Below are 25,751 nucleotides of genomic sequence, written 5' to 3' on the forward strand. Positions count from 1 at the left end.
GGTGCGGTCGTGACGGCGACTGGTGCTGGTGTCGGGCAGGGCAAGCGCAACGTTCTCGGGGTGCTTGTGGATGCGACTGACTATGCGACTGCTACGGCTCGGATCATCGAGGCGGCCCGGGAGCAGCGGCCGTTCGCTGTGACGGCTCTGGCCGTGCACGGCGTGATGACCGGTGTCGAGGATCCGGCTCACAACGCCCGGCTCAACTCGTTCGACCTGGTCACTCCGGATGGGCAGCCGGTTCGGTGGGCGCTCAACCTCCTGCACGGGGCTGGGCTGACCGACCGGGTGTACGGACCGACCCTGACCCTGAAGGTGGTTGAGCAAGCCGCCGCCGAAGGGCTTCCGATTTATCTGTACGGGTCCACTGAGCCGACTCTTGAGCGGCTGGTGCCGGCCCTACAGGGGATGTTCCCGGCTCTGAAGATCGCCGGGGTGGAAGCCTCCAAGTTCCGCAAGTCGCAGCCAGGGGAGCCGGAGGCGATCGCTGAGCGGATCAAGGCTTCCGGGGCCCGGGTGGTGCTCGTCGGGCTGGGGTGCCCTCGGCAGGAGGTCTTCACCTACGCCATGCGGCCGCTGCTGGACATGCCGCTGCTGGCCGTCGGCGCCGCGTTCGACTATCACGCGGGACTGCTCAAGAACCCGCCGGCGTGGATGCAGAAGTACGCGTTGGAGTGGCTGTGGCGTCTCGGCCTGGAGCCCAAGCGGCTGTGGAAGCGGTACATCCTGCTGAACCCGGCCTACCTGAGCCGGCTCGGCGCGCAGAAGCTCGGCCTGTGGAAGGCGACCCCGCCGGCCCCGTCGACAGTGCCGGTGGCCGAGTTCGCGGTCTGATCGATGCGGATCTTGTTTCCGACAGAGTGTCACAGATCACTTACTGAGTGACCACCTTCGTCCACATAGTCCGTGAAGTCATCCACAGACTGTAATGATTCGTTCACATGAAGTGATTCGGTGCCCCTAGGGGTACCGCGTCCGGGCATATCCCGGTTTCGCAACCGTCACAAACGGTGAACGCTGTCGATGTGAACACCGCTGTGGACGTCATCCTGATCGGCATCCTCGCCGCGGTCTGGCTCGCAGCCGGGCTACTGGCGGACGGCATGCCCACCGCCGGCAGTGCACGCCAGTTGCGGCGCCGGGCCGGGCTGCTCTCCGTGCTGGTCGTCGCCGGCGTCGCGGCATTCGCGGCGGTGCCGCTGGTCTCCGGTCTGGTGCCGGGCATCTCGGCGGCGCCGACGGCCGCGCTGCTTCCGGCGGTTCCAGCCCTGCTCGTGCTGACCGCGACCGTGCGCCGTCTCGGCCTGGTCCGGCGTGGCGCAGGCGCGTTCACCACCGCTCCGCGCACCCCGGTGCCGCCGGCTCTGCGGGCCGCGGCCGCGCATCCGCTGCTGGCCGCGCCTCTCCAGGTCACCGGCCTCGCCGCGCTGGTCGGGCTGCCGATCGCGGCCGGCCTGGTGGCGCTGCCCGGTGGCCAGGCCACCGCGACAGCGGGCATCACTGCGATCGTCATCGTGCTGGCGGTGGCCGTGATCGGCATTCGCGCCGCGCTCCGGCACAGTCGCCTGGCCCCGCTCGCGATGGCGCCCCTGAGGCGCGACCGAGACCGCACCCCGGTCGGCGCCCGCTGACCGCAGACCACCGCAGTAGAGACGGTCGGCCGGCTGCGGGTGCGGGCGTAGGCCGTACCTAATGCTTCTTTGCCTCTTGAACGTAAAGAAGCTCCAGAATGGAGCGCGCCGCCTCGAACCAGCGGTCCAGCCATTCGGAGGGTGGCAGGGTGCCGCGGGCCGGCAGTTCCAGCAGGAGGCCGCGCAGCAGTGGATGATCGGCCATCGACTGGCTCGACGAGTCCGCCCAGCCCGCCGAGAAGACCGGGTCGCTCAGGCCCTGAAGGTCGAGGGCCGGAAGTTTCGAGGCGCGGTCCAGCGAGCTGGACGGCTCGATGCTGGTGTGCGTCCGGCCGGGTGACCGGGTCGGCAGGCCCGCGGCGGTCCGCGACATCAGGTCACTGTCGTTGTCGGGCCCGAGCGCCTCACGCCGGCCCTGCCGGTATGCGCTCACCCCGCCGCTGAATCTGTCCTGCGCCGTCGACGAACCGTTGCTGAGGTTGTCGGAACCAATCGTCATCTGTCTGCCTTGCCTATGTTCGGGCCGGCTCTCAGCGTTGTCCCAGAGGTTCTGAGACAGCGCTGAGAACCAGCCGGTGAGGTGTCCCGGCCCACAGCGCGGTCCGGTCCGCGCTCGGACACTTCAACGAGGCGAATCGCACACAGCGACGGCAGAATCGGGCAAATAGCAACGGCCGGCCCGTGCGATGCGCTCGCGGGGCCGGCCGTTGCGGACGTTCTCAGAGGTCGAACTCGCCGTCCTTGGCGCCGCCCACGAATGCGTCCCACTCGGCCGTCGTGAAGATCAGCGCCGGTCCCGACGGGTTCTTCGAGTCCCGCACCGCGATCGCTTCACCGACGAACGCGACCTCGACACAGTTGTCGCAGTTGGGGCCGCTTCGCGTGCTCTTGAACCACCGCGCGTGGTTCAGATCGACTCGGAGGCCCTTCGCCTCGATTTCCACAATGGCTCCTCTACCAGCACTTTGATCATCTCGCTGGACGATTCCGGATCGAGGGCGGCAGCCCGGATGGTGTCGAACACCTGCCGGTACTTGCGGAGCTCGTCGTCCTTCTCCAGGAAGAGCCCACCGGCCGCGTTCTCCGCGAACACCAGGTCGGGGTCACCGTCCGAGGGGAAGTCGAGGATCGCGAACGAGCCGTCCATCGCGGCGTGTGCGCCGACAGCGAACGGCAGGATCTGGAGAGTCACGTTCGGCAGACGGATCACCTCGAGCAGATGTAGGAACTGCTCACGCATGACCTCGTCGCCACCGACCGGACGACTCACCACCGCTTCATCGAGTACCACCCAAAGATCGATTGGATCGTCCTGAATCAACAACGACTGGCGTTGCATGCGGACGCGGACCCGTTGCGCGATTCTCTGGTCGGTGTCATCCCATCGGGCGGATCCAATGAGAGCGAGCGCATAGTCCTCCGTCTGCAATAGACCCGGAATAACTTGCTGCTCGTACGTCCTAATTGATCTAGCTTCTGCCTCGAAACCCACATAAGTGCTGTTCAGGACGGTTGAATAGGGATGCCACCAGCCTCGCTGGCGGGCATCGCGAGCAATTCCGACGAGACCCTCCGCAATGTCCGGATTCACACCATAAAAAGCCAACATGTCGCTTACGTCGGCGGTCGTGGCGCTGGTATGTCCGGTTTCGATGCGGGATATCTTGGATGGCGAACAGCCCAGCCGTTCGGCCACCACGTCGATGGTCACGCCGGCCGCCTCACGCAGTCTGCGCAGTTCCACACCGAGGCGGCGTCGACGAAGGGTGGGACTGCGGCGTCGATTCACCCGCCCAGTCTTCCGACCCGTTCATGATCGTTCAAGCACAGTGGATGATCACGGAGAATCACGGAAGCGTGACATGCAACTTGCATCGACAGGACTGGTGGTGCAATCTTTCCGTATGGCTAGCGTCACTTAATGTTCTTGAGGGACATGGTCAAAATCGACAAAAGGCACCATACGACGTCCATCACGGGGCGCCGAGCCATTGGCAGTCCGCTGTGGACTTCCGCCCCGACACGGGTGGGGCTGTTCGGCGATAGTGACGTTCCGCAACCTCCTTCGATGGTCAAAACCGTCGAAGACTTGCAAATGTGCATCAAGAAGGCAAACTGATGCACTTGTCACCATCCACATCCCACACGAGTCTCAGGGCAGGAGATGACGTGGTTCTACCTCGGTCCGGTGATGTCATCCACGTGACGAAGGCGGCAAGCGTCCAGTTCGCATCACCGATGTTGTTCCGGGTCATCCGGGTGCACGACTGGCCGACCTACGAGGGCTGGGTCTGGCTGGACGGCTACGAGTTGAACTCGGCCGGTGACGCGGTCGAGCGCCGATCCATCTTCGTACAGGTCAACGGGCTTCGCCCGGTCGGAAAGGCTCCCGATCCAAGGGCCCGCAACGGCCGTCAGCCGGCCACTCGCCCGGGAGTCCTCCCCGGGCGGACGATCCGCACACCCAACCGCTAACGGGTAGCGCCGTTCGAGGGCGTGGTACTCACGGGCGCCGACGTCGTCGGCGTGCCCGCCCTCGCCGACGCGACGATCAGGGTCACGCGAGTGTCCGACGGCACCTGCTGCCCCTCCGCGGGATCACAGTCGATCACCGTGTCCGGTTCGGCGTCACTCTCCCGGCGGAGGATCCGCCACCCCAGACCGGAACGCTCCAGCGCCGCCTGCGCGTCGGCAAGAGGCATGCCCCGCAGCGCCGGCACGTTCACCTCCGGATCGGCCGCATCCGTCGTCGGCAGCGTGGTCGCCGCCACCGCCGGTGTGGTCACGCCGGCACCGGTCTCCGCCGGCAGTTGAGCGGCCGTCGGCGTGTCGCCGGGAGTCTCCGTGTCGTCGCCGGAACTCTGCACGATCACCATGATCCCGAAGCCGAGCAGCGCGAGAAGAACCAGCGAGACGCTGCCGACCGCGATCGGAGTCCACCAGTGCCCGGCCGGCTCGGACTGTCCCGGATCGGCCCAGTCGCCCTCCTGGTCGTACGGATCCCGCGGCACCGCACCAGACGGCCGCACGCCGGCCCGCCCGGTCCACACGTCACGGTCACGATCGCCTGAATCAGGACGATCGGCCGTCGGGTCCGGATCGTGCTCCTCGGGCATCGCCGGGTTCCTTCCGCTCCGTACATCCGCGCTCATCGCAGCGTCAAGGTACCGAATCTTGCTCGGTCAGGACGGTTTCCACCAGCGGAAAGCGCATTTCCCAGACATCGGCGAGGAGCAGTACAGTGCGCGGCATGGCCGAGAAGGGCTGGACAACACAAGCCGCCACCGCGGCCGGGATCGCAGCCGGCGCCGGGGCCGCACAACTGGGTCTTGGGTATGGACTGGGCGTGATCGCCTGGCCGGTGAGCGCCGCCGAGGCGGACAGCGTCTGGCTGGGCAGTCTCGGCTGGGCCGCCTGGATCACGGCCAGCGCGACAGTCCTCGGCGCGGTGATCGCCGGGCGGTTGCGGGCCGAGCGCTCGGATCGCTGGCGTGGGCTGTGGCGATTCGCGCTGGCGGTCGCCTCCGCGCTGGGCGCGCTGGTGATCGTCGCCCTGGTCGCGTTGCCGGCCCGGGGCGCGGTTCGCGAGGGTGCGCTGTCCCCACAGGCGGTCGCCGCGGCGTACGCGGCGGCTGGTCTGCTCGCCGGGCTGGTGGTGGCGTTCTGGGCGGTCTCGTCCGGGCCGGTCGCGGCCAACCTGATCGGGACGGCGCTGTGGCTGTGGGCACTCGCGATCGCCGGCGTGGTCGCCGAGCTGGTCACCGGACGTGACTTCGCCACCTACCTGACCAGTTGGCAGTTCGCCGAGTCGGTCAGCCCTGTGCAGTACGGCGGGATCTACTGGCCGAGCGCTCTGTTGACGCTGTTCGCGGCGTTCGGCATCGGCCTGGTCGCGGCGATCCCGGCAGCATGGCGGCGCGAGCTCGGTCTCGGTACGGCGATCTCCGGCGCGGTCGGGCCGCTGCTGGTGGCGTTGTCGTTCCTCACGCTCGCTCCACTGTTGACCGAGGCGATGGGGCCGATCGAGTCGGCGTACCTGATCGCGCCGTATGCCGTTCTGGCCGGGCTCGGTGGCTCCGCGCTGACCGTGGCGATCGTGAAGGGCCGGCTCAACCGCCTCGAGCGGAAGGACCGGCCGGCCCTGCCGTCGGCCGAGCGGCCGAAAACAGTCGTGCAACCGAGAGTGAACACGGAACCGCCGAAGGCAGCGGCCGCGCCGCCGAAGGACAGGGCGTCCGGGCGAGCGGCGCCACCGAAGCCGGCGCCTCCGAAGCCGGTCACGCCGGCTGTCGTCGACCCGGAGATCGCCGCGGCCGCACGGCCCACCGGGCGCGCCCCGGCAAAGCGGAAGAACGGCGACAGCGAGCCGCCACGGCCCACGATCACTCCACCACCGGCAAACCCGACAGTTGCCAAAATCAACCCGGAAAAGGGCAAGTAGCTCCCGATCTTGTGGACTTCCACGACACACGACAAGCGGGTCAGAGGGGCCAGGTGTGTACCGGGTCGTTGGTGCGCTGGTGGTCCAGGTAGCGCTGAGTCATCTCGCGCAGCGCGGCCGGGCGGCTCAGCCCACGGGCCTCGGCCGCGTGGACGGCGGCGGTCTGCCAGCTCGCGCCGTTGCGGCCGGTCCGGCAGCGGCCCTCGATGATGCCGAGCAGGCGGTCGCGCTGGGCCGGGCACACGCCCAGCAGGTCCAGGCCGGTGTGCGCCTGCGGCAGCAGAACGTCACGGACCAGCGTGGTGACCGGCACCTCGCCCACTCCGGGCCAGGTCAGGCAGGCGGCGATGCCGTCGCGGGCGCCGGCCCGGAAGTTCGCCTCGGCCGCGGCGAACTCGAGACGCGACCAGATCGGCGGATCGTCCTCGGCGAGGGCGCGCACGAGTCCGAAGTAGAGTGCCGCGTTCGCGACCAGGTCGGCGACGGTCGGGCCGGACGGCAGCACCCGGTTCTCCACTCGCAGGTGGGGCCGTTCCCCGGACACGTCATAAACCGGACGGTTCCAGCGGTAGACCGTGCCGTTGTGCAGGCGTAGCTCGTACAGCTGAGGGATTTTGCCGCCGATGCGGACCGCGACCGGATCCTCAACATTGAGCTCCGGCAGCAGTGGTGGAAAATATCGGACATTCTCCTCGTAGAGGTCGAGGATCGAATCGATCCATCGATCACCGAACCAGACCCGCGGACGTACGCCCTGCGCGCTGAACTCGTCCGGCCGGGCGTCGGTGGCCTGCTCGAAGAAGGGGATCCGGGTCTCCGCCCAGAGCTGCCGCCCGTAGAGGAACGGCGAGTTGGCGCCGAGCGCGAGCTGTACCCCGGCGATCGCCTGTGAGGCGTTCCAGTAGCGGGCGAAGTCGTCCGGTGCGACCTGAATGTGGAACTGCGTGCTGGTGCAGGACGATTCCGGCGCGATGGTGCCGCTGCTCGTCACCAGCCGGTCGGCGCCGCGGATGTCGATGTGGAATTCATCACCCCGGGCGCCGGCGATCTCGGCGTCCAGTGCCCGGAAGCGCTCGTTGTCGGAGATGTTGGCCAGCACGACGTGGTCCTGGGTGAGCGTGGGCAGCATGCCGACCAGCACGAGACGGCATTCATCCTTGCCGGCACACTCCGCGGCGCCCCGCAGTGCGTCCAGAATGTCCTGTTCGAAGTCGGCCAGCCCGTCACCGGACAGCTCTCGGGGTGGAACGTTGAGTTCCAGGTTGAAACGGCCCAGCTCGGGCTGGAATCGCGGGTCGCCCAGGTCGGCGAGGATCTCGGCGTTGCGCATGGCCGGAGTGGCGTCCGCATCGACCAGGTTGATCTCGATCTCCAGACCGGCGGTCGGCGCTCCGGCCTGGAACGGCACGGTGTCCAGCATCTCGGCCAGGACGTCCAGGCAGCGGCGCACCTTCCGGCGGAAGACGACCCGGTCATGCGGCGTGAAGACGGCGGTCACCAGATCCTTGCCCATGATCCCTCCCGGGGACGGCTGAGGATGAACCGGACGTCGATCACCGCTCTGTGAACGAACGCATGCGTTCGGTTAGCCTGCCATCTTGCGCGATGGACCGCCAGAGATTCGAAAAGCGCCGCCCGGGGTCCGGGCGGCGCTCATCGAATGTGGAGTGTCAGGCGGCCGGCTGCTGCAGGACGGCCTCGCCCTCGATCTCGATCTTGACCTTCTTGCTGACCATGAAGCCACCGGACTCCAGGGCGACGTTCCAGGACAGGCCCCAGTCGTCACGGTCGATCTCGGTGTGCGCGCTGAAACCGAAGACATGCTGACCGTACGGGCTGGTGGTGGCGCCCTCGAACTCGACGACCAGCTCGACCGGCCGGGTCACGTCCTTGATGGTGAGCTCGCCGTCGAGGACGAACTCGGCGCCGGCGTGCGACTTCACACCGGTGCTGCGGAACTCCATGGTCGGGTACTTCTCCACCTCGAAGAAGTCACCGGTGCGCAGGTGGTTGTCCCGGTCGACCTGACCGGTCTCGACGCTGCCCGTCTTGATCGACGCGGTGACCGAGGAGTCGAGCGGGTTCTCGCCGACCACGATCGTGGCGGTGGCCTCGGCGAACTGGCCGCGAACCTTGCTGACCATGAGGTGCTTGACCACGAACCCGACCCGCTTGTGCGCCGCGTCCAGGTCGTAGGTGCCGGCCGCGGGGATCTGGAGGCCTTCGAACTCACGGGTGCTGGTCATGACACTGCCTTCTCTCGAAGCTCTGCGGGGATGCTTGTCTGACGGAGCAACTATATGCTCGGCAATATTCCTCCTGTCAAGTGCCTGGTAGAGTTCACCTCGTGAACGAAGATCTGGACGACCCACGCCTCACCGCCGTCGGACTGTTCGCCGAGGCGTACACGGGATTGATGAACCGGCTCGCCGCGCAGATCGAGGAGCACCGCCTCTCCCAGGTGGAGTTCGAGGTGCTGATGCGGCTCGCCCGGTCACCCGGCAGCCGCCTGCGGATGACCGATCTGGCTGGTCAGACCACACTCTCCACCAGTGGCGTGACCCGGGTCGTCGACCGCATGGAGCGCACCGGGCTGGTCCGGCGCGAGGCCTGCCCGAGCGACCGGCGCAGCTCGTATGCGGTGATCACCGAAAGCGGCATGCAGCGTCTCGCCGACGTCCTGCCGGGCCACCTGGAGCTGGTCCAGAGGTGGTATGTGGGATTGCTTCCCGAGACGAAGCTCACTGAGCTGCTCGGCTCGCTGCGCACGATCCGCGACGCGGTCAACCCGTGCGCGACGGCGGGCAGCGCGGAGACCGCACTGCCCGCCGCGTAAGAAACCCGCTTACAGCCCGAGGCCCCGGGCGATGAGCATGCGCTGCACCTCGGACGTGCCCTCGCCCACCTCAAGGATCTTCGCGTCCCGGTAGAACCGGCCGACCGCGGACTCGTTCATGAAGCCGTACCCACCGTGCACCTGGGTGGCCCACCGGCTGTTCTCCATGGCCGCGTTGCTGGCGTTCAGCTTGGCGATGGCCGCGTAACGCTTGAAGTCGTCGCCGGCCAGCATCCGGGCCGCCGCGTCGTAGTAGCCGAGCCGGGCCGTGTGGGCGCGCAGGTCCATGTCTGCGATGAGGAACTTGACCGCCTGGTAGTCACTGATCGCGTGCCCGAAGGCGGTCCGGTTCTTGGCGTAGGTCACCGACTCGTCGACGCAGCCCTGGGCCAGGCCCACCGACAGCGCCGCGATCGCGATCCGGCCCTCGTCGAGGATGCGCAGGAACTGGGCGTACCCCCGGCCGCGCTCGCCGAGCAGGTTGGCCGCCGGCACCCGCACATCGTCGAAGGACAGCTCATGGGTGTCCGACGCGCACCAGCCGACCTTCGAATACCCGGGCGCGACCGTGAAACCGGGTGTCCCCGAGGGCACGATGATCGTCGACAACTCCTTGCTGCCGTCCGGGTTCGTGCCGGTCACCGCCATGACGTTGACCAGGCAGGTGATGTCGGTGCCGGAGTTCGTGATGAACGCCTTCGTCCCGTTGATCACCCACTCGCCGGTGCTCTCGTCGAGCACCGCCCGGGTCAGCGTGCCCGACGCGTCCGAGCCGGCGCCCGGCTCGGTCAGCCCGAACGCGGCCAACGCCTCACCGCTGGTCAGCCTGGGCAGCCACTGTTTGCGCTGCTCATCGGTGCCGAAGCGGTAGATCGGCATGGCGCCCAGGGAGACGGCCGCCTCCAGGGTGATGGCGACCGAACTGTCCACCCTGGCCAGTTCCTCCAGGACGATGCAGAGCGCGAAGTAGTCACCGCCCATCCCGCCGTGCTCCTCCGGGAACGGCAGGCCGAACAGGCCCATGCTTCCCATCTGGCGAATGACCTCGTACGGGAAGGTCTTCTTCTCGTAGTGGTCGGCGATGACCGGTGCGACCTGCTCACGCGCGAACTGGCGCACGCTGTCGCGCAACTCCTCGTACTCCTTGTCGAGCCGGAAGTCGACCATCTCAGCCTCTCTCTACACAGGATTGACGCCGTGCCGGCGCCGTGAGAAGGAGCGGTCCCGGCCCTGTGCGGCGGAGAACCGTCGCACCAACTCGGCCCGTAGGTCGCCCGGCTCCACCACGGCGTCCACGACGAGTTCGCTGGCCAGGCGCATGATGTCGATGTCGCGCTCATACTCGGCGCGGCGCTCGGCGACGAAGGTGGCCCGCTCCTCCGGATCCTCGATCGCCGCGATCTTCTTGGCATAGACGGCGTTCACCGCCGCCTCGGCGCCCATCACCGCGATCTTGGCGGTGGGCAGGGCGATCGTCGCATCCGGGTCGAAACCAGGACCGGCCATCGCATAAAGACCGGCACCGTACGCCTTACGCACCACCACGCAGATCTTCGGCACCGTGGCCTCGGAGATCGCGGTGATCATCTTGGCGCCGTGCCGGATGATGCCCTGTTTCTCCACCGCGGTGCCGACCATGAAACCGGGCACGTCGGTGAGGAACAGCAGCGGGACGTTGAAAGCGTCACAGAGCTGCACGAACCGGCTCGCCTTGTCGGCCGAGTCGACGAACAACACCCCGCCCTTGAACATCGAGTTGTTGCCGATCACGCCGACCACCTCGCCGTCCAGGCGAGCGAAACCGACGGTCAGCTCACGGGCCCAGAGCGCCCAGATCTCGAAGTACGAGTTCTCGTCGACCAGACCTTTCACGTACCGCCGCATGTCGAAGGCCTGACGCTCGGAAACCGGGACCAGACCGGCGAGATCGACCTTGGCGGGGTTTGCGGCAGTGGCCGCCGGCGGCTTGGCCGTCCAGTTGGACGGCAGGTAGGACAGGTAGGTCCGGACCACGTCGAGCGCCTCGCGCTCGGTCTTGCAGAGGAAGTGGCCGACGCCGGACTCGGTGCAGTGCACGCGGGCGCCGCCCATCGCCTCGAGCGTGGTCTTCTCACCGGTGACCATCTCGACCATCCGGTCGGACCCCAGATACATGCTGGCGTTGCCCTCGACCATGGCGACGACGTCGCAGAAGGCCGGAATGTACGCCCCACCGGCGGCCGACGGCCCGAACAGCGCGCAGACCTGCGGGATCGAGCCGGACGCCTTGACCTGGGTGTGGAAGATCTTGCCGGCGCCGCGGCGGCCGGGGAACAGGTCGACCTGGTCGGTGATCCGCGCGCCGGCCGAGTCGACCAGGTAAACCATCGGGACGCCGGTCTGGTAGGCGCGCTCGATGATCCGGATGATCTTCTCGACGGTACGGGCGCCCCAGGAGCCCGCCTTGACCGTCGAGTCGTTCGCCATCACGCACACGTCGCGCCCGTCGATCCGGGCGGCTCCGGTGATCACACCATCCGCGGGCAGTCCGTCGGCCAGACTGTTGGCGAAGAGTCCGTCCTCGACGAAGGAACCCTCGTCGACCAGCAGCGAGATCCGCTCGCGGGCGAAGAGTTTGCCCTTCTCGGCGTTGGCGGCGTGATAACGCTCCGCACCGCCCGCCAGCACCCGCTTGTGCGCTCCGGCCAGCGCCTCCCCGTCCATGCCTGCCTCCGCATCCCGCAGCCGACGACCATCCGCAGCCGACGATGTCAGCTTAACGAGCGTTAGGTTATCTCACCCAGTGGACAGCGGGCAATGCCGAACGGGAGCCCCCGTGGCTCGGGGGCTCCCGTTCGTCTTCACTGCTACCGGCGCTGTGGAGTGGCGCCGGCGGTCATCGGCCCCGAACGGAGCCGATGCGGGTCACGCCCGGGACCGGCGCGACCCGGTCTGTCGCCGCGCTGATTCAGCGCAGGCCGAACAGGTCGAAGGCGCTCAGGCCGTCCAGGTCACCCAGGCCACCGAGGCCGTCCAGGTCACCCAGACCGTCCAGGTCGCCCAGCTCACCGGGGAAGCCGATCGAGGAGAACCGCTCGAGGGTCTTGGAGGTGCGCCCGCCGTCCTCATAGCCGGCAGTGTCGACGTCCGCGTCGGTCACCGGCTCCTCGGTGTCGCCGTAGCCCTGGGCACCACGGACGTCGCCCTTGTCGTCGTTGTAGCCCTGAGCACCGCGAACGTCGCCCTTGTCGTCGTTGTAGCCCTGGGCGCCACGAACGTCGCCCTGGAGGTTCTTGTGCCGCTTGGGGGTCCGGTGGGCGTAACCCTGGCCGCGGACGTCGGCCGGGTAGCCGTAGGCCAGGCTGCCGGTCGGGCAGACACAGTCACTGCCACCGAGGATGTAGGACGGGGCGGTGTAGACCGGAACGACCGGCTCGACGTACTGCACCGCCTGGGTGTAGACGATGTCGGCGCCGCCACCGCAGGAGCCGTAGGCGCCGGCGTATCCGAACGCGCCGAGCGAGCTGCCGCACGTGTCGACCGGCTCGACGTACTGGGCGGCGTCGTAGGCCGAGTAGTCGACCTGGTCGTAGCCGTAGTCGGCGCCGTAGCTGTCGACGACCCCGTAGTTGGCGACCGCGCCACCACACGGGCTGGCGGCCACGTACGCCGAGCAGCTCGAGTAGTTGTCGGCCCGCACGAACTGCTGGACCGGAACCTCGACCGCCTGCACGGCCTGAACCGCCTGCACGGCCTGGCCGGAGTACCCGAAGCCGCCACCACCACACGTGCCGTAGGAGCTGGCCGCGCCGAGCAGGGCGAACGAGCTGCCGCAGGAGCTGGTCGGCATGGCGTACGAGGCGCCGTCGAGGGTGCTGAAGCTGTTGAAGCTGCCGAGGCTGATCCGGCTGACACTGCCGAAGAGTCCGCCGAATCCGCCGAGGATGCCGGACTCGGTGACGCTCTCCGCCCGGTGGGTCTGGTTGACCTCGGCTGCCTGCGCCATGGCGGCCGGCGCGAGCAGCAGGGCGCCCGCGGCCAGGATGCCGACGCTTAGAGCCTTACGAACCCAAGTCTTCTTCATCAGTAAAGGGAAGCCTTTCACAAATGGTCAGCATTGGTTTTGCGTATTCAGTTGACTGCTCTGTTTTTGGGCACAGTGATGCCCGGGAGTTGATGAACTGCGATCAGAGCTCGGGCGCTCGTACGATTCGCCGCCTGTGCGCAAACGGTTCAGGAATCGCGTGGCCCGGCGAAGGGGGGAACTACGCCACCGGCTCGAGGTTCATCCGCTCGGAGGCGATCACCGGATCCGCGACGGGCTCCGGCGGCTGGACGGCCGCTTCGAGGAGCCCGTCGACCGTGCGTTCATACCCGGCAATCGTCGCGGTCGACCCACCGGCGACGGGTACACGCAGGCGCCACCGTGATCCGGTGCGTCCGGCGCGGCGCTCCGGCCGCCGCTCCGCCCCCTGGCTGTGGGACGGCATGAGCGGGGAGCCGCCGTGGGGATTCGCTGCGGACCGGCGAGCCGTGCGCTCGACGCGCTCAGCCTGCCAGTCCGTCATGCTCTGCCCCTCGTCGTCAATGGGTGACCGTTCCAGCGGGTATTGGTCACTCGGTATTGGTAACGACGCGGTAGAGCCGGAAGTCACGCCAGCAAATCGGGAAAATGGTTATAGAAAATCGCGCCCGGAATCACACCAGACGAGTTCGCGGGCCGGCCCGCAGAACACCCGACGGCAACGGGCGGCCGACCAGGCGTTCCGCGAGAGCAGCCGCTTCGAGCAGAGCGTCCAGGTCGATTCCGGTGTCGATGCCCATGTCGTGCAGCATGTGGACGACCTCCTCGGTGGCCACGTTGCCGGAGGCGCCCGGGGCGTAGGGACAGCCGCCCAGCCCGCCCACGCTCGCGTCGAACTCGGTCACGCCCAGGTCCAGGGCGGTCAGGATGTTCGCGAGTCCCGTACCCCTGGTGTTGTGGAAGTGGAGCAGGTCGGGCCGCACCGCGGTGAGAAGATCGCGGACCCGCCGCGGAGTGCCCATGCCCGTGGTGTCGCCGAAGGCGATACGGTCCGCACCGTCGGCGCGGACCCGGGCCACGATGCCGGCCACCCGGTCCGGGTCGATGTCGCCCTCGAAGGGGCAGCCGAAACTGGTCGCGACGATCACCTCGAGCGTCGCGCCGGCCTCGTGCACCAGCGGGATCAGCTGGGCGATGTCGTCCAGCGACTCGGCGGTTGACCGATTCAGATTGCGCCGGTTGTGGGTGTCACTCGCCGACACCACCACCTCGATCTCCCGGAACCCGGCGGCCAGCGCACGCTGGGCGCCGCGGGTGTTGGGGATCAGCGCCGAGTAGCGCACGTCCGGGTTGCGCCAGGCCTTCGCCCAGACCTCGTCGGCGTCGGCCATCTGCGGGATCGCCTTCGGATGGACGAACGACACCGCCTCGATCCGGCCCACACCGGTCCGGCTCAGTGCGTCCAGCAGCTGAATCTTCGCCTCGGCCGGCACCGGATCCTCGTTCTGGAGGCCGTCGCGGGGGCCGACCTCGCGGATCGAGACCGTGGTCGTCATCGCATCCTCCCGACAATGCCGGTGTCGTAGTCGCCGGACAGGAACTCCGGGTTCTCCAGCAGTTCGGCGACGAACGGCAGGTTGTTCTTGGGGCCGGCGATCTCGAAGCCGGCCACCGCAGCCCGCGCCTTGGAGATCGCGTCGTCCCGGTCGGTACCGAAAACGATCAGTTTCGCCATGAGCGAGTCGTAGTTCTGGCTGACCGTGTTGCCGTCGGTGTAGCCGGAGTCGACCCGTGTCCCGTCGCCCGCCGGCTCGACCCACGTGGTGATCTTGCCGGGGCCGGGGAAGAAGCGTTTCGGGTCTTCGGCGTTGACGCGGAGCTCGATCGCGTGACCGTTCTGTCCCTCCTCGAGAGTGACCGCCTCGCCGGACGCGATCCGCAACTGCATCTCGACCAGGTCGATGCCGTGGATCAGCTCGGTGATCGGGTGCTCGACCTGAAGGCGCGTGTTCATCTCCAGGAAGAAGAACTCGCCGGTGGCCGGATCGAGCAGACACTCCACTGTGCCCGCATTGCGATAGTTGACCGCTTCGCCGGCTTTGACGGCCGCGGCCTTCATCCGCTCACGCAGCTCAGGGCTCACCGCCGGGGACGGGGCCTCCTCGACCAGCTTCTGATTGCGGCGTTGCACCGAACACTCCCGCTCGGAGAGGGCGATCACCCGGCCGTCGGCCAGGCCGAGGATCTGCACCTCCACGTGCCGCACCCGGGGAAAGTAGCGCTCGATCAGCACGTCGCCGCTGCCGAACATCCGCTCGGCGAAGGTGCGGACCTTCTCGTACTCCTTGATCAACTGCTCGTCGGTCTCGGCGACGGCCATGCCCATCCCGCCGCCGCCCGCAGCGGCCTTCACCATCACCGGGAAGCCGATCTCCTCGGCCGCCTTCCGGGCGGCCTCGACGCTGCCGGCCGGATCCGGCGATCCGGGCGCGACCGGCACGCCTGCGGCGGCCATCAGATTCCGAGCATTGATCTTGTCGCCCATCGCGGTGATCGCATCGGCGGCGGGTCCGACCCACACCAGGCCATTTGCTTCGACGGTACGGGCGAAGTCGGCATTTTCACTCAGGAAGCCATAACCGGGGTGCACTGCCTGGGCACCCGTCGCCTTGGCGGCCGCGAGGATCGCCTCGGTGTTGCGGTAGCTCTGGGCCGGATTGGCCGGGCCGATGCACACCGCCTCGTCCGCTTCCAGAACGAACGGCAGGTCAGCGTCCACATCGGAGTGGACGGCGATGGTGCGGACGCCGAGACGCTTGGCGGTACGGATGATCCGCCGGGCGATCTCGCCGCGGTTGGCGATGAGCAGGGACTCGATCATGAGTGCTCTCTCCGTGGGGTCAGCCTGCCTTGTGGGCGCTTTACCCCATTGTTTAGTTTTGTGGGCTTATCAGTGCCCGATCAGAGCATGAATCGTGGCCTCCCGCAACAGGGCGGCCCGGCGCACCCGGTCGACCTCACCACCCAGGAACGGCGTCGAGTTCATCAAACCGAACGCGGCATGCGCCAGCACCCGGGCCTCCGGCGCGGGCAGCTCCGGGCGCACCCGGGACAACACGGTCACCCACTCCTCGACATAGAGCCGCTGAAGCCGCCGGATCTGCCGGCGCGGATCCTCCGGCAGCCGGTCCAGCTCGTGCAGGTGCAGCGCGATCACCGCGGGGTTGGCCAGCGCGAAGTCGACATGGAAGTCGATCAGGTCGGCCAGCGCCGCCTTCGCGTCCTCCGGATGCCTGGCGACCCGCTCCTTGCCACCCGCCAGCAGGCCCTCGCTGACCGGGATCAGCGCCGCGACCAGCATCGCCTCCTTGCCGGCGAAGTGGTGATAGAGCGCTGGGCCGGTGACGCCGGCGGCCGAGCCGATGTCGTCCATCGACACGCCGTGATAGCCGCGGGAGGCGAACAGCCCCACGGCGATTTCCAGAATCTCGTCGCGGCGCGACCGCCGCCTCGGCGCCGGCGGGGTGGTCCGGTGCCGCTGATCTACCGTCGTCACCTCGCAACTGTAACCCGTCGTCAAGGCCATGCTTAACGGTCGTTCAGCCGATTTATGACCTCGTCGTAAAGCTCACTCGCCAGCTCACGCGTCGGTGCGTCCGGACGCATCCGCTTCAGCAGGGCGCCCAGAATCCGCTCCGCCTCCTTCGGCGAACCCGACCGCAACAGCGCCTCGGCGAGCATGCCCTCCACCCGGTCGGCGTCGTCGATCGCGCCGATCCCACGAAGCCGTTCCGGCGCACCGTACAGGTGGGGCAGGGCCTCCGCATAGCGGCCGCGGCGCATCAGCAGGTTCCCGATCTCGAAGGCGAAGACCGACCGGCCCCAGATCACACCCGGTTCGGCGGCCAACTCGTCCGGCAACTCGGCGTAACGCCTGGCGGCCAACTCGATGACCGTCTCCGCCTCAGGCACCTCGTCGGCGTAGTTGAGCGCCATCAACCGGCGGCGCAGCACCCGCAACTCGCCGGCCAGGTCGCCGGCCTCACGCAGCGACTCGGCCGCGGCCCGGAAGGTCAGCGCCGCCTCACTGTCCCGGTCGATGTCGTAGAGCAACTGACCGGCCTGCTCACCGACCTGACCCCGGCCCGCCGGATTGCCCTCCAGGTTCTCGATCAGATCCCGGTAGATCGCCAGCGCCCGATCGTTGTCCTGCAGCTCCCGGTAGACCGCCGCCAGCAGGAAACGAGTGTCCGCGGCCGGCTCCCCGAAGCCGAGCTGCTCAAAACCGAGCAGCGCCTCCTCGGCCACCTCGGCCGCCTCCACCGGGCGATCCGCCTGGTGGTAGGCCTGCGCCAGCTCCTGCCGGGCGAACAGGCCGCCCTCGACCTGACCGCCCTCCGCGCAGAGAGCCACAGCCTCGACGAAGTCGGCGACCGCCTCCGCCGCCCGGTCCAGCCGCATCAGCGCCCGGCCCCGGTTCACCCGGGCCGGCAACTGCGCGCCCGCCAAACCGAAATCCAGCGGTACGCCCAACGCGGTGACCGCCTCCTCCGGATCCTCAGTGAGCTGGCCCAGCACCATCCCGGCCGCGGCAGCCTCCGAGGCCGGACCGTGCTCGCGGTAGAACACCCACGCCGCCCGGGCCGCCTCGACCGCCTCCTCGCCCCGGCCCGCCATCGCCCGGTTCTGTGCCCGGGTCATCGCGTGATAGGCCAGACGCCGCGGCTCCCCCGTCTCCGCCGCGAGCCGGTCGGCACGGTCGCCGACTTCGTTCGCATCATCGGAACGGTCCAGCAGCCGGTAGACATGTGCCAACCGGATCAGCGCGCTGGCCCGGCTCCCGGTGTCACCGTGCTCCTCCTGGACCGCCACGTCGGCCTCGATCGTCGACAACGACTCGGCGGTCGGCTCGCCGTCACGACTCCGGAACAACGCCAGCCGGGCACGCACCGCACTCGCCCGCGCAGTGTCACCGGCCGTGGTGAACAGCTCGGCCGCCCGTTCCCAGGCCGCCGCAGTCTCCTCGACCGCCTCGTCCGGAAGCACATACCCGTGCAGTGTCGACAGGCGTCCGGCCTGCGCCGGATCCTCCGGGTCCTCGAACCGGCCGTCGTAGGCCGCCAGAACCGCCCGCAGCGCGTCACTCCGATCGTCCCGGTAGTAGCTCTCCGCCAGGTCGATCAGCTCGTCCGCAGTCGCGGTGTCACTGACCTGTACCGTCTCCGGCTCCGGGGGCGCCGGCGGCCGGCCCGCCGGGACTGCCACCGGCCGTGCCGTCGGAGACAACGCCACAACGACGCCATACGGCTCGGCCGACATCGTCCGCCGGACCACGTCACTCTGGTGGCCGGTGCCGTTACGGGCGTCGAACCGAGCGGCCAGCCCGGTCACGAACGTCTCCAGCTCGACGGCCAGCTCAGCGGCGGTCGAGTCCGGCCGGCCGGCCCGCCGGACCGGGGAGTCACCATGCCCGATCGCAGTGATCCGGCGCAGCAGCAGCACCGCGCTCGCCGCGAAACTCATCGCCGCGGCAGGTGACGGCGCCCGGTCCAGCCAGTCGATGTGGCGCTGGAGAATCTCCAGGCCACGGTGCTCGTTACCGGTCCGCGCGCAGAACTCGATGTGATCGCCGATGCCCCACAGGTCGGCCAGATTGTTGCGCTCGACCAGGTAGGAACGCCGGTGTGCGTCCGCGGCCTCGTCCAGGCGGCCGGTCTTCAGGTACACCACCATCAGCTCGCTCAGGATGCTCTGCGGCTGCTCGGTGCAGGACAGGTCACCGGCCAGCACCGGGGTCGCCAGTTCCACGGCCTCCTCGAAACGGCCCTCCCCGGCAAGGTGGCTGACCAGGCTCGTCGGGTCACAACCGGCACAGTCCGACAGTTGGTTGCGCGGCGCCGCCTGCCACTTGCGGAACCACTCCTCCGCCTCCGGGATCAGGCCGACATGCTGGGCCACCAGGTAGCGGTGCTTGTAGACCGGCTGCAGGCCGTGACCGCTCTCCCGGTAACGCCGCTCCATGTCGTCAAGCACGGCGTAGGTCCGCTCCAGCGGCAGCTCCGGGAACCTGGTCATCGAATGGACCATGTTCTTGAAGAGCCAGAGCAGGTTGTGCATCCAGCGCTCGTGGTACGGGCTTGGGTTACCGTCGAAATCGGACACACACCACGAGAAGGTGGGGAATGCCCGCACCGGCTCGCCGCCGTAGATGTAGGCGGTCGTCGCGAACAGCCGCGCCGAGAACTTCAGCGACGCGTCATCCGTCGTGTCCACGTGCCGGAGCACTTGGTCGACCAGGGCGATCTGGGCCGAACCGTAGGGCAGCTGCTGCGCCTCGCCGAGCAGATCCCAGAGCTCCTGAGCGGTCTTCATCGGGTCTCCTCACCGGGGACTGCCCTGTCCAGCAGGCCCAGGAACGACGTCGTCAGCAGGGCCGCGTCGGACGGGCGGATCGGGTGGTGGCCGAGGAGCAGCGCCTGGCCGTACAACGACTCGACCGCGAGGCCGGACAACTCGGCGTCGCCGAGCGCGGCCACCCGCCGGACCAGCGGGTTTCGGTGGTTGAGCACCAGCTGCGGCCGATCGGTGGGAACCGTCCGGGACAGCGCGTCCAGCACCCCGCCCCACAGGTCGTCGGCCCGGTCGCGGCTCGACGTGAACTCGTCGTGGAACGCCGCGGCCCGGCTGACCAGGTAGAGCGCCGGCGTCGTCACCGGGTCGAACGCGCGCACCACGACCTCACAGCCGAGCCGGTCCAGCCGGCGCTGCGCCGCCGCCAGGAACGGGCGCATCTGCAACTCGGCCTCGGCGTCCACAGTGGTGAACCGGGTGGTCAGGTCGGTCGGGTCCAGCCGTTCCGCCCGCACCTCCGGGTCGAGCGCCGCCAGCCGCTGGATCAGCTCGGCGTCGTAGACGTAACCGCCGTTGATCAGGCCCAGGTCCTGCGCCGCTGCGACCCCCGCGAGCTGCCGGAACTCGTCGGCGGTCGCCGCGTAACGCAGCACGCCGTGCCGGGACCGGAACTCGGCCAGGGTGACCTCGCCCATGTTGGTCTGCATCGGGTACCACTGCTCGACCAGGCGCAACATCTCGTCGTCGTGCAGGGCCAGCGCTTTCACACCGAGATGGTGGATGCTCAGGAACTCGCCGAGCCGGCGCGGGTCGGTCGCCGACAACCGCACCAGCCAGCCCCGAAGCTGGTCGGCGATCGCCTCCCTGGTCTCGGCCAGCATGCCGTCGTCGTAGAGCGCCTCACGACTCGCGGTCGGCCGCAGCTCGGTGCTGTCCACGACGCAACGTGCGAAGAACGCCCACTCGGGCAGCAGGCCCTCGACGCTCTCGGACAGCAGCATCCGCTTCAGGTAGACCCGGTGGCCGCCACGGCTCGCCGGGTTCACCGGGGTGGGCAGCACGAACGCGGCACCGGTCAGGCCTGCGGCGGGCACGTTCAGCTCGATGACGTCGAACGGGCGGAACCCGAGAGTCCGCTCGGCATAGCTCATCCGGGACTCGGTGGGCAGCTCCCACGGCACCGTGCCGGTGGTGACCTTGCGGCCGTCGACCGACACCGTGACCGGCAGCAACGAACCATACGTCCGCGCCAGGTCGGTCACCGTCTCGCCGGTCAGGTAGTGCTCGGCGCCGCGCCGGGGCAGCAGGGTGACCGTGGTGCCCGGCTCGCGCTCGTCGCCGGGGCGGACCGCGTAACGCCCGTCCGAGAAACCGGTCCAGAGAACCGGGGCGGCGCCCTCGCGGCGGGTGTGCACCCGGATCTCGTCAGCCACCAGGAAGCAGGAGAGCAGGCCGATGCCGAACTGGCCGAGGAACTCGTGCCGGGCGAACCCCAGCTCGTCACGTTTCGAGCTGCGCCCGATGGTGGCGAGCAACTCGTGGACCTGCGCCTCGGTCAGGCCGATGCCGTTGTCGTCGATCCGCAGCGTGCCGTCGCCGGTGCTGTCGGAGGAGACGACGGAGATCACGCCGGAATGCTCGGGACCGACCGCGGTGATCGCGTCGACGGCGTTCTGCAGCAGCTCACGGACGTAGACGCGGGGGCTCGCGTAGAGGTGGTGGCTGAGCAGATCGACAATGCCCCGTAGGTCGACCTGGAACGTGTTGCTCACGCGCGGCACGGTACCGGTTACCGCCGACAAAATCCGACCGATATCACTCGGTGAGCCGCCGCTTCCACTCGTCACCCGCTCCCGCCACCGTCCGATTCCCGAGGCCGACCGCTGCCGACCGCTGTCCGCTTCCCGAGGCCGACCGCTCTCGACCGCTGTCCGCTTCGCGAGGCCGACCGCTCCCGACCGCTGTCCGCTTCGCGAGGCCGACCGCTCCCGACCGCTGTCCGCTTCTCGACGCCGACCGCTCCCCTCCGCAGCCCGTTTCCTGATGCCGGCTGCTTCCGACCGCCGTCAGTCGGTGGCCGGGCTCGTTGATTCGCGGTTGGCCAGCACGAGCGTGACCGACACCAGGGCCAGGCCGACCGGCCACGCCTGCTGGGCCACGGTCCAGCCGTCCGGGCCGGGCATCGACCACGGCGACGCCTTCTCGGTGAAGAACAGGCTCCCGACCAGCAGCACGCCCTGCACGCCCGGCCCGGCGAGGGCCCCGGTCGTCGTGTCCCGACAGCGCGCCCCGACCGCCGCGCCCGCCACCGGCACCAACCCACACACGGCCGCCTGAAGGATCACGAACCCGGCGGGCCATGTGATCTCCGGTGCGACGGCCGCCTGAACCCCCACGTAGATCAGCACCCACACGAGCACCGCGGGCAACAGCACCAGCCCCGCCCGGAGCCACTGCCGCACCCATCGGGGCACCGGCGTGATCACCGTGGACCCCATCGGATCGGGAAGCGCGAACCCCGCCCCCGCCCCGAGCGCCCCGGCCGCCACCCACAATCCGGCCAGCACCGCCCAGCCCAGCGGCTTCTCAGCCAGCGCCGACACCTGCACCAGCACCGCCAGGAGGGCCGCCGCACCGAGGGGCCACCACGGCACCGCCCGCAGCAGATGCGGAATCAGCAACCTGACCGTCATCGGCAGACGCCGCCTTCGGCACGTGGCTCGCCCTGGGACTCGGCCGCCGGGATCGCGGGCGGAGTGAGGGTCACGCCGAGCCCGGCAAGGGCTGTCGACGAGGGGTCACGCAGCTCCGCCCAATGCCGCGCCAGATGGTCGGCGACCTCGGCATACGGCCGATCCAGCAGGCTCACGGCCGCATCCAGCTCGGCTTGGCCATACCGCACCCGGGGCATCCGGAGCTCACCGCTGCGCACCCGCGCGACACCGTCCGGCAGGCCTTGGGCGAGCAGCCACAACCCGGCGACCGTACGGTGCTGGCCGGCGGCATCGCAGTAGGGATCCGGCAACATGCCGGTGTACAGCCCGACCGACGCCCCCACGTAGTCGCCGGCCAGCCGCATCCGTGAATCCGCCGCCCAGCCCCCGACCCGGCCCCACGACTCGGACGTGACGACCTCGGGAACACCGGATGTCATCGGCTTGAGGTCGTAGGAGCTGCCGATCTGCCGCACCGTCGGCCGCTGGGCGGTGGCCGGCAGGTGCGCCTCGACCGGCTCCACCGCCTGCCGCCAGTTCTTGATCCAGCCCTCGAAGTGCGGCAACGCGCAGTAGCGGACCCGCTGATGCGTCTGGCAGGAGAGCACGGCCGGCCCGGTGTACTCGTTGACCAGGTCGATGCTGATGATCGCCGGGCTCTCCGCGGTCTCGCGCTCCACCGACACACCGGCACACGCCACAGCCGCGACCAGCACCATCACCGACGTCTTCGGCCAGGGCCGCCAGGTGACCGCCGCAACCAGCGCGATCAGCACACCGACCAGGTAGAGCAGGTGCCACCCGGTCGGCCGGGGCGCCCCGATCTCCCAGGCCGGCTCCGGAACCGGCCAGAGCGCCGAAGCGTAATTCTGTGGATAGCTGGGCAGCGCCAGCAGGGCGATCAGCAGCGCACACAGCGCGACACCGGTGAGCGGCCCGGCCGCCGGGCTCGGAAGGACCCGTCCGACCAGGAGACCGATGACCGCGCCGATCGGCGGGATCACCAGGACCACCGCCGCCGCCCAGGGATCGAACTCACCGACCGGCCAGGCCGGCAGCAGCAGGAGCAGCGACCCGACGTGGACCGCCGCGCCGGTGAGCACCGCGATCGGCGCCGACACCAGCATCGCGAGCCCTCGGCGGGCCGGGCCGGCGGGCATGGTCCGGGTGCTCTCCTCGGCGCCGGCCCGCCGGTCCCGGCCGGTGGCCAGGTGGGTGGCCAGCAGCAGGCCCATGGCCAGCACCAGGGAGCTCATCCCGGAGTTCTCGGCGAAGGTGGCCCACGTCGGCATCCTGGTCCAGGCCCAGGCGACGCCTAGTGCCGTCGACAGGAGTGCCCCACCCCAGTAGAACGGGCTGTGCCACAGCCGTCGCGCCTCCGCCCGGGCCAGCGCCACGGTGGCCGCGCGCGGGGTCGGCGACGTATGGACAGAGCGCTCCATCGTGACGGTCATCGGGTCACCCCGGCCGCGACCGCGTTGCCGAGGAGCAGCAGATATCCGTCCTCGATGGACGGCCTGGCCGGCTCGGCGCCGTCCGGTTGCCGCCCGATCGTCCGGTAGAGGCCGTCCGCGTTGCGCCAATACGCCGCGTTGCCCACCGGCGGCTGCTCGGAGAGCCACACCTGCCCCTCGGCAACGCCGGCCAGCTCACGCGGGCTGCCCTCGAAGACCACCCGGCCGCCGCTCATCACCACGACCCGCTCGCACAGGGCGCCCACGTCCTCGGTCTGATGGGTGGAGAGCAGCACGGTCCGCCGCTCGCCGAGCCGGGAGATCAGCGCCCGGAACAGCATCCGCTGCTCGGGGTCGAGGCCGACGGTCGGCTCGTCCAGGATCACCAGCTCCGGATCGCCGAGCAGCGCCTGGGCCAGACCGAGTCTCTGGCGCATGCCGCCGGACAGTCTGCGGACCTTGGTCTTGGCCCGATCGGTGAGCTCGACCTCGTCGAGCACGCGGCGCACCTCGGCCCGGCGCTGCCGGGTGTCGGTGATCTCCTTCAGAACCGCGACGTAGTCGAGCAGGTCATACGCCGTGAAGTTCGGATACAGACCGGGATTCTGGGGGAGGTAGCCGATCCGCCGTCGCACCTCGGTCCGCTGCGCGGCCACCGATGGGTCGAGCCCGCCCACCCGAATCGTCCCGGCATCCGGGGCCAGTGCCGTGGCCAGGCACCGCAGCAGGGTGCTCTTGCCGGCGCCGTTCGGTCCGAGCAGGCCGGTCACCCCGACCGTGATCTCCAGGTCGACCGAGTCGAGCGCGGTGGTCGCACCGTAGTGCTTGGCAAGGCCCTGAACAGCAACGGCGGTCATCGGCTCTCCCCGAGGTCGAAGCGGCGTCGCCGCTGGATGAGGACTGCGGCGGCCAGCGCCGCGGACAGCAGGTAGGCGAGCTGGGCGGTCGGACCGAACATCGCCGCCACCGCCAGGTCGTCGCTCGTGCCGGTGGCGGCGAGCACCCCGGCGAGCCAGAGCCCGCCGAGGACACCGGCGGCGACCGGCAACGACAGGACGGTGGCCAGCGCCAGAGTCCCGGTGCAGAGCAGCAGAGCGGGCAGCAGCCAGGCCACCGAATACCACCCCGGGCCGGGCAGCAGGACGGCCGCGACGGTGGACATCAGGACGGCGACCCCGATCACCGAGACGGCACGCCACAGCACCAGCGCCGGCCCGGCGGCGGGAGTCGTGCCGGTGATCTCGTGCATCGGGTCGGCGGGTGGACCGTAGGCCCCGGAGACCGCGATCACCGGGAGGATCGGGGCCAGCACCAGGAACGCCTGGCCGACCAGCAGGCTGCCGTCGGCGCCGAGCCGGGCCGCGGCCACCGCGAGCATCAGCACGGCCGCCGTCGCCAGCAACCACGACCAGCGCAGCGCGGGTGTGGCGGTGAGCAGGCGCAACCTGTGCTCGGGCAGGCCGGCCCGGGTCAGGAGCCGCTGGAGCGGGCCGAGCCGGGGCGCATGGATGTCGTCGTAGACTGCCGACCAGTTGTCGGTCAGCCAGGCGTCGTCGGCCGGGATGCGGGCCCGGCAGTCGGCGCAGGCCAGCAGGTGCGCCTCCACCGCCATGATCCGGCTGGGCTCGAGAGCGCCGGTCTCATACTGCTCGATCAGGCCTGGGTCGAGATGCCAGTCGGTGGTCATGTGAGCAGCTCCCTCAGCCTGGTCCGGGCGCGCATGAGGCGGGTTTTCGCGGTGCCCTCGGGGATGCCGAGCAGTTTCGCCGCCTCACGGACGGAGAGCCCGTCGAGCGCGGTCGCCTCGATCAGCCGGCGCAGCTCGGGGGAGAGCCGGTCGAGGGCCGGGCCCAGAGCGCCGTGCTCGACGCCGAGCAGCACCAGCTCCTCGGCGGACGGGGTGGTGGCGACATCTGGCAGCTCGTCGGCGGGGCCGCTCAGCCAGCGATGGGCCGGCCCGCGCAATGTGGAGAGCAGCCGCCGGACAGCGATGGTCCAGAGCCAGGCCGCAGCGTCGGCGGACGTCTCCTCATACCGATGGGCGTCTTTCCAGACCGCGACGAACGTGTCCTGGATCGCCGCGTCGACCACATCGGGGTCGGCGCATCGCCGGCGCAGCCGGGCGCGAAGCCAGCCGGCATGCCGGTGATGCAGCAGACGCAGCGCCGCCGTCTGTCCGGCGGCGACGGCCCGCAGCAGCTCGGCGTCGCTGCTCTGCTCGCTGACCGGGGGTATCGGTCGCTGTCTTCTCCGTCGCACATCTGGACTATCGCCGACGGCCCCGGATTCGGTTCACGAAAAACGGCGCCGCCTGTGGAAGG

Annotated in this window: 25 protein-coding genes; 5 read left to right on the top strand and 20 right to left on the bottom strand. The window is 69.3% G+C overall.

Annotated features, from left to right (window positions below):
* Positions 1 to 9: 9 nt before the first annotated feature.
* Both AB0E94_RS07100 and AB0E94_RS07105 read left to right on the top strand, forming a co-directional pair.
* Complete coding sequence (locus AB0E94_RS07100) at positions 10 to 834, top strand: WecB/TagA/CpsF family glycosyltransferase (RefSeq protein WP_360323468.1); 825 nt, start codon at positions 10 to 12, stop codon at positions 832 to 834.
* 176 nt (positions 835 to 1,010) lie between these two features.
* Positions 1,011 to 1,631, top strand: coding sequence for a hypothetical protein (locus AB0E94_RS07105; RefSeq protein WP_360323470.1), 621 nt, complete (start codon positions 1,011 to 1,013; stop codon positions 1,629 to 1,631).
* 58 nt (positions 1,632 to 1,689) lie between these two features.
* On the opposite strand, the gene AB0E94_RS07110 is transcribed toward AB0E94_RS07105, so the two are convergent.
* From AB0E94_RS07110 to AB0E94_RS07120, 3 genes are all read right to left on the bottom strand, one after another.
* The gene (locus tag AB0E94_RS07110; protein WP_360323472.1) at positions 1,690 to 2,130 is read right to left on the bottom strand and encodes a hypothetical protein; all 441 of its coding nucleotides are present in this window, start codon (positions 2,128 to 2,130) and stop codon (positions 1,690 to 1,692) included.
* 220 nt (positions 2,131 to 2,350) lie between these two features.
* Complete coding sequence (locus AB0E94_RS07115; RefSeq protein WP_317789319.1) at positions 2,351 to 2,575, bottom strand: DUF397 domain-containing protein; 225 nt, start codon at positions 2,573 to 2,575, stop codon at positions 2,351 to 2,353.
* Positions 2,539 to 3,420, bottom strand: a complete 882-nt coding sequence (locus AB0E94_RS07120; protein WP_360323474.1) for a helix-turn-helix transcriptional regulator — start codon at positions 3,418 to 3,420, stop codon at positions 2,539 to 2,541. Before AB0E94_RS07120 ends, AB0E94_RS07115 begins: the two co-directional genes overlap by 37 nt.
* A 329-nt stretch (positions 3,421 to 3,749) precedes the next feature.
* Between AB0E94_RS07120 and AB0E94_RS07125 the strand changes: the two genes are divergently transcribed.
* Positions 3,750 to 4,106 carry a hypothetical protein gene (locus AB0E94_RS07125; RefSeq protein WP_317789321.1) on the top strand — a complete coding sequence of 119 codons (357 nt, stop codon included), beginning with the start codon at positions 3,750 to 3,752 and terminating at the stop codon, positions 4,104 to 4,106.
* On the opposite strand, the gene AB0E94_RS07130 is transcribed toward AB0E94_RS07125, so the two are convergent.
* The gene (locus tag AB0E94_RS07130; RefSeq protein WP_360323477.1) at positions 4,103 to 4,747 is read right to left on the bottom strand and encodes a PASTA domain-containing protein; all 645 of its coding nucleotides are present in this window, start codon (positions 4,745 to 4,747) and stop codon (positions 4,103 to 4,105) included. The genes AB0E94_RS07125 and AB0E94_RS07130 overlap by 4 nt on opposite strands.
* 134 nt (positions 4,748 to 4,881) lie before the next feature.
* On the opposite strand from AB0E94_RS07130, the gene AB0E94_RS07135 reads away from it, so the two are divergent.
* The gene (locus AB0E94_RS07135) at positions 4,882 to 6,072 is read left to right on the top strand and encodes a Hansenula MRAKII killer toxin-resistant protein 1 (protein WP_360323479.1); all 1,191 of its coding nucleotides are present in this window, start codon (positions 4,882 to 4,884) and stop codon (positions 6,070 to 6,072) included.
* A gap of 40 nt (positions 6,073 to 6,112) precedes the next feature.
* On the opposite strand, the gene AB0E94_RS07140 is transcribed toward AB0E94_RS07135, so the two are convergent.
* Together AB0E94_RS07140 and AB0E94_RS07145 are read right to left on the bottom strand one after the other, a co-directional pair.
* Positions 6,113 to 7,585, bottom strand: coding sequence for a glutamate-cysteine ligase family protein (locus AB0E94_RS07140; protein WP_360323481.1), 1,473 nt, complete (start codon positions 7,583 to 7,585; stop codon positions 6,113 to 6,115).
* Positions 7,586 to 7,742: 157 nt separating this feature from the next.
* Positions 7,743 to 8,318 (bottom strand): YceI family protein, encoded by a 576-nt coding sequence (locus AB0E94_RS07145; RefSeq protein ID WP_360323483.1) that lies wholly within the window; start codon positions 8,316 to 8,318, stop codon positions 7,743 to 7,745.
* Between the two features lie 101 nt (positions 8,319 to 8,419).
* Between AB0E94_RS07145 and AB0E94_RS07150 the strand changes: the two genes are divergently transcribed.
* Positions 8,420 to 8,908 (top strand): MarR family transcriptional regulator, encoded by a 489-nt coding sequence (locus AB0E94_RS07150; protein ID WP_360323485.1) that lies wholly within the window; start codon positions 8,420 to 8,422, stop codon positions 8,906 to 8,908.
* A gap of 9 nt (positions 8,909 to 8,917) precedes the next feature.
* Here the strand turns inward: AB0E94_RS07150 and AB0E94_RS07155 are convergent, their stop codons facing one another.
* From AB0E94_RS07155 to AB0E94_RS07220, 14 genes are all read right to left on the bottom strand, one after another.
* On the bottom strand, positions 8,918 to 10,075 hold the full coding sequence (locus AB0E94_RS07155; RefSeq protein ID WP_360323487.1) for an acyl-CoA dehydrogenase family protein: 1,158 nt from the start codon (positions 10,073 to 10,075) through the stop codon (positions 8,918 to 8,920).
* 12 nt (positions 10,076 to 10,087) lie between these two features.
* On the bottom strand, positions 10,088 to 11,611 hold the full coding sequence (locus tag AB0E94_RS07160; protein ID WP_360323489.1) for an acyl-CoA carboxylase subunit beta: 1,524 nt from the start codon (positions 11,609 to 11,611) through the stop codon (positions 10,088 to 10,090).
* Between the two features lie 244 nt (positions 11,612 to 11,855).
* Positions 11,856 to 12,971, bottom strand: a complete 1,116-nt coding sequence (locus AB0E94_RS07165; RefSeq protein WP_360323491.1) for a hypothetical protein — start codon at positions 12,969 to 12,971, stop codon at positions 11,856 to 11,858.
* Positions 12,972 to 13,152: 181 nt separating this feature from the next.
* The gene (locus tag AB0E94_RS07170; protein ID WP_360323493.1) at positions 13,153 to 13,455 is read right to left on the bottom strand and encodes a hypothetical protein; all 303 of its coding nucleotides are present in this window, start codon (positions 13,453 to 13,455) and stop codon (positions 13,153 to 13,155) included.
* Positions 13,456 to 13,585: 130 nt separating this feature from the next.
* Positions 13,586 to 14,467, bottom strand: coding sequence for a hydroxymethylglutaryl-CoA lyase (locus AB0E94_RS07175; RefSeq protein ID WP_360323495.1), 882 nt, complete (start codon positions 14,465 to 14,467; stop codon positions 13,586 to 13,588).
* Positions 14,464 to 15,792, bottom strand: coding sequence for a biotin carboxylase N-terminal domain-containing protein (locus AB0E94_RS07180; RefSeq protein ID WP_360323497.1), 1,329 nt, complete (start codon positions 15,790 to 15,792; stop codon positions 14,464 to 14,466). The genes AB0E94_RS07175 and AB0E94_RS07180 overlap by 4 nt, the downstream gene beginning before the upstream one ends.
* 69 nt (positions 15,793 to 15,861) lie before the next feature.
* Positions 15,862 to 16,467: a helix-turn-helix domain-containing protein gene (locus tag AB0E94_RS07185; RefSeq protein WP_360323499.1), complete on the bottom strand. Its 606-nt coding sequence runs from the start codon at positions 16,465 to 16,467 to the stop codon at positions 15,862 to 15,864.
* Positions 16,468 to 16,499: 32 nt separating this feature from the next.
* The gene (locus AB0E94_RS07190; protein WP_360323501.1) at positions 16,500 to 19,283 is read right to left on the bottom strand and encodes a tetratricopeptide repeat protein; all 2,784 of its coding nucleotides are present in this window, start codon (positions 19,281 to 19,283) and stop codon (positions 16,500 to 16,502) included.
* Positions 19,280 to 21,034: an HSP90 family protein gene (locus AB0E94_RS07195; protein WP_360323503.1), complete on the bottom strand. Its 1,755-nt coding sequence runs from the start codon at positions 21,032 to 21,034 to the stop codon at positions 19,280 to 19,282. The genes AB0E94_RS07190 and AB0E94_RS07195 overlap by 4 nt, the downstream gene beginning before the upstream one ends.
* Before the next feature lie 294 nt (positions 21,035 to 21,328).
* Entirely contained in the window at positions 21,329 to 21,955 is a 627-nt protein-coding gene (locus AB0E94_RS07200; RefSeq protein ID WP_360323505.1) for a hypothetical protein, read from the bottom strand.
* On the bottom strand, positions 21,952 to 23,430 hold the full coding sequence (locus tag AB0E94_RS07205) for a hypothetical protein (RefSeq protein ID WP_360323507.1): 1,479 nt from the start codon (positions 23,428 to 23,430) through the stop codon (positions 21,952 to 21,954). Before AB0E94_RS07205 ends, AB0E94_RS07200 begins: the two co-directional genes overlap by 4 nt.
* Positions 23,427 to 24,287 (bottom strand): ABC transporter ATP-binding protein, encoded by an 861-nt coding sequence (locus AB0E94_RS07210; RefSeq protein WP_360323509.1) that lies wholly within the window; start codon positions 24,285 to 24,287, stop codon positions 23,427 to 23,429. Before AB0E94_RS07210 ends, AB0E94_RS07205 begins: the two co-directional genes overlap by 4 nt.
* Positions 24,284 to 25,117: a hypothetical protein gene (locus AB0E94_RS07215; protein WP_360323511.1), complete on the bottom strand. Its 834-nt coding sequence runs from the start codon at positions 25,115 to 25,117 to the stop codon at positions 24,284 to 24,286. The genes AB0E94_RS07210 and AB0E94_RS07215 overlap by 4 nt, the downstream gene beginning before the upstream one ends.
* Positions 25,114 to 25,689 (bottom strand): RNA polymerase sigma factor, encoded by a 576-nt coding sequence (locus tag AB0E94_RS07220; RefSeq protein ID WP_360323513.1) that lies wholly within the window; start codon positions 25,687 to 25,689, stop codon positions 25,114 to 25,116. Before AB0E94_RS07220 ends, AB0E94_RS07215 begins: the two co-directional genes overlap by 4 nt.
* Between the last annotated feature and the right edge of the window lie 62 nt (positions 25,690 to 25,751).

The sequence above is a fragment of the Actinoplanes sp. NPDC026670 genome, assembly GCF_040638175.1.
Taxonomy (GTDB): domain Bacteria; phylum Actinomycetota; class Actinomycetes; order Mycobacteriales; family Micromonosporaceae; genus Actinoplanes.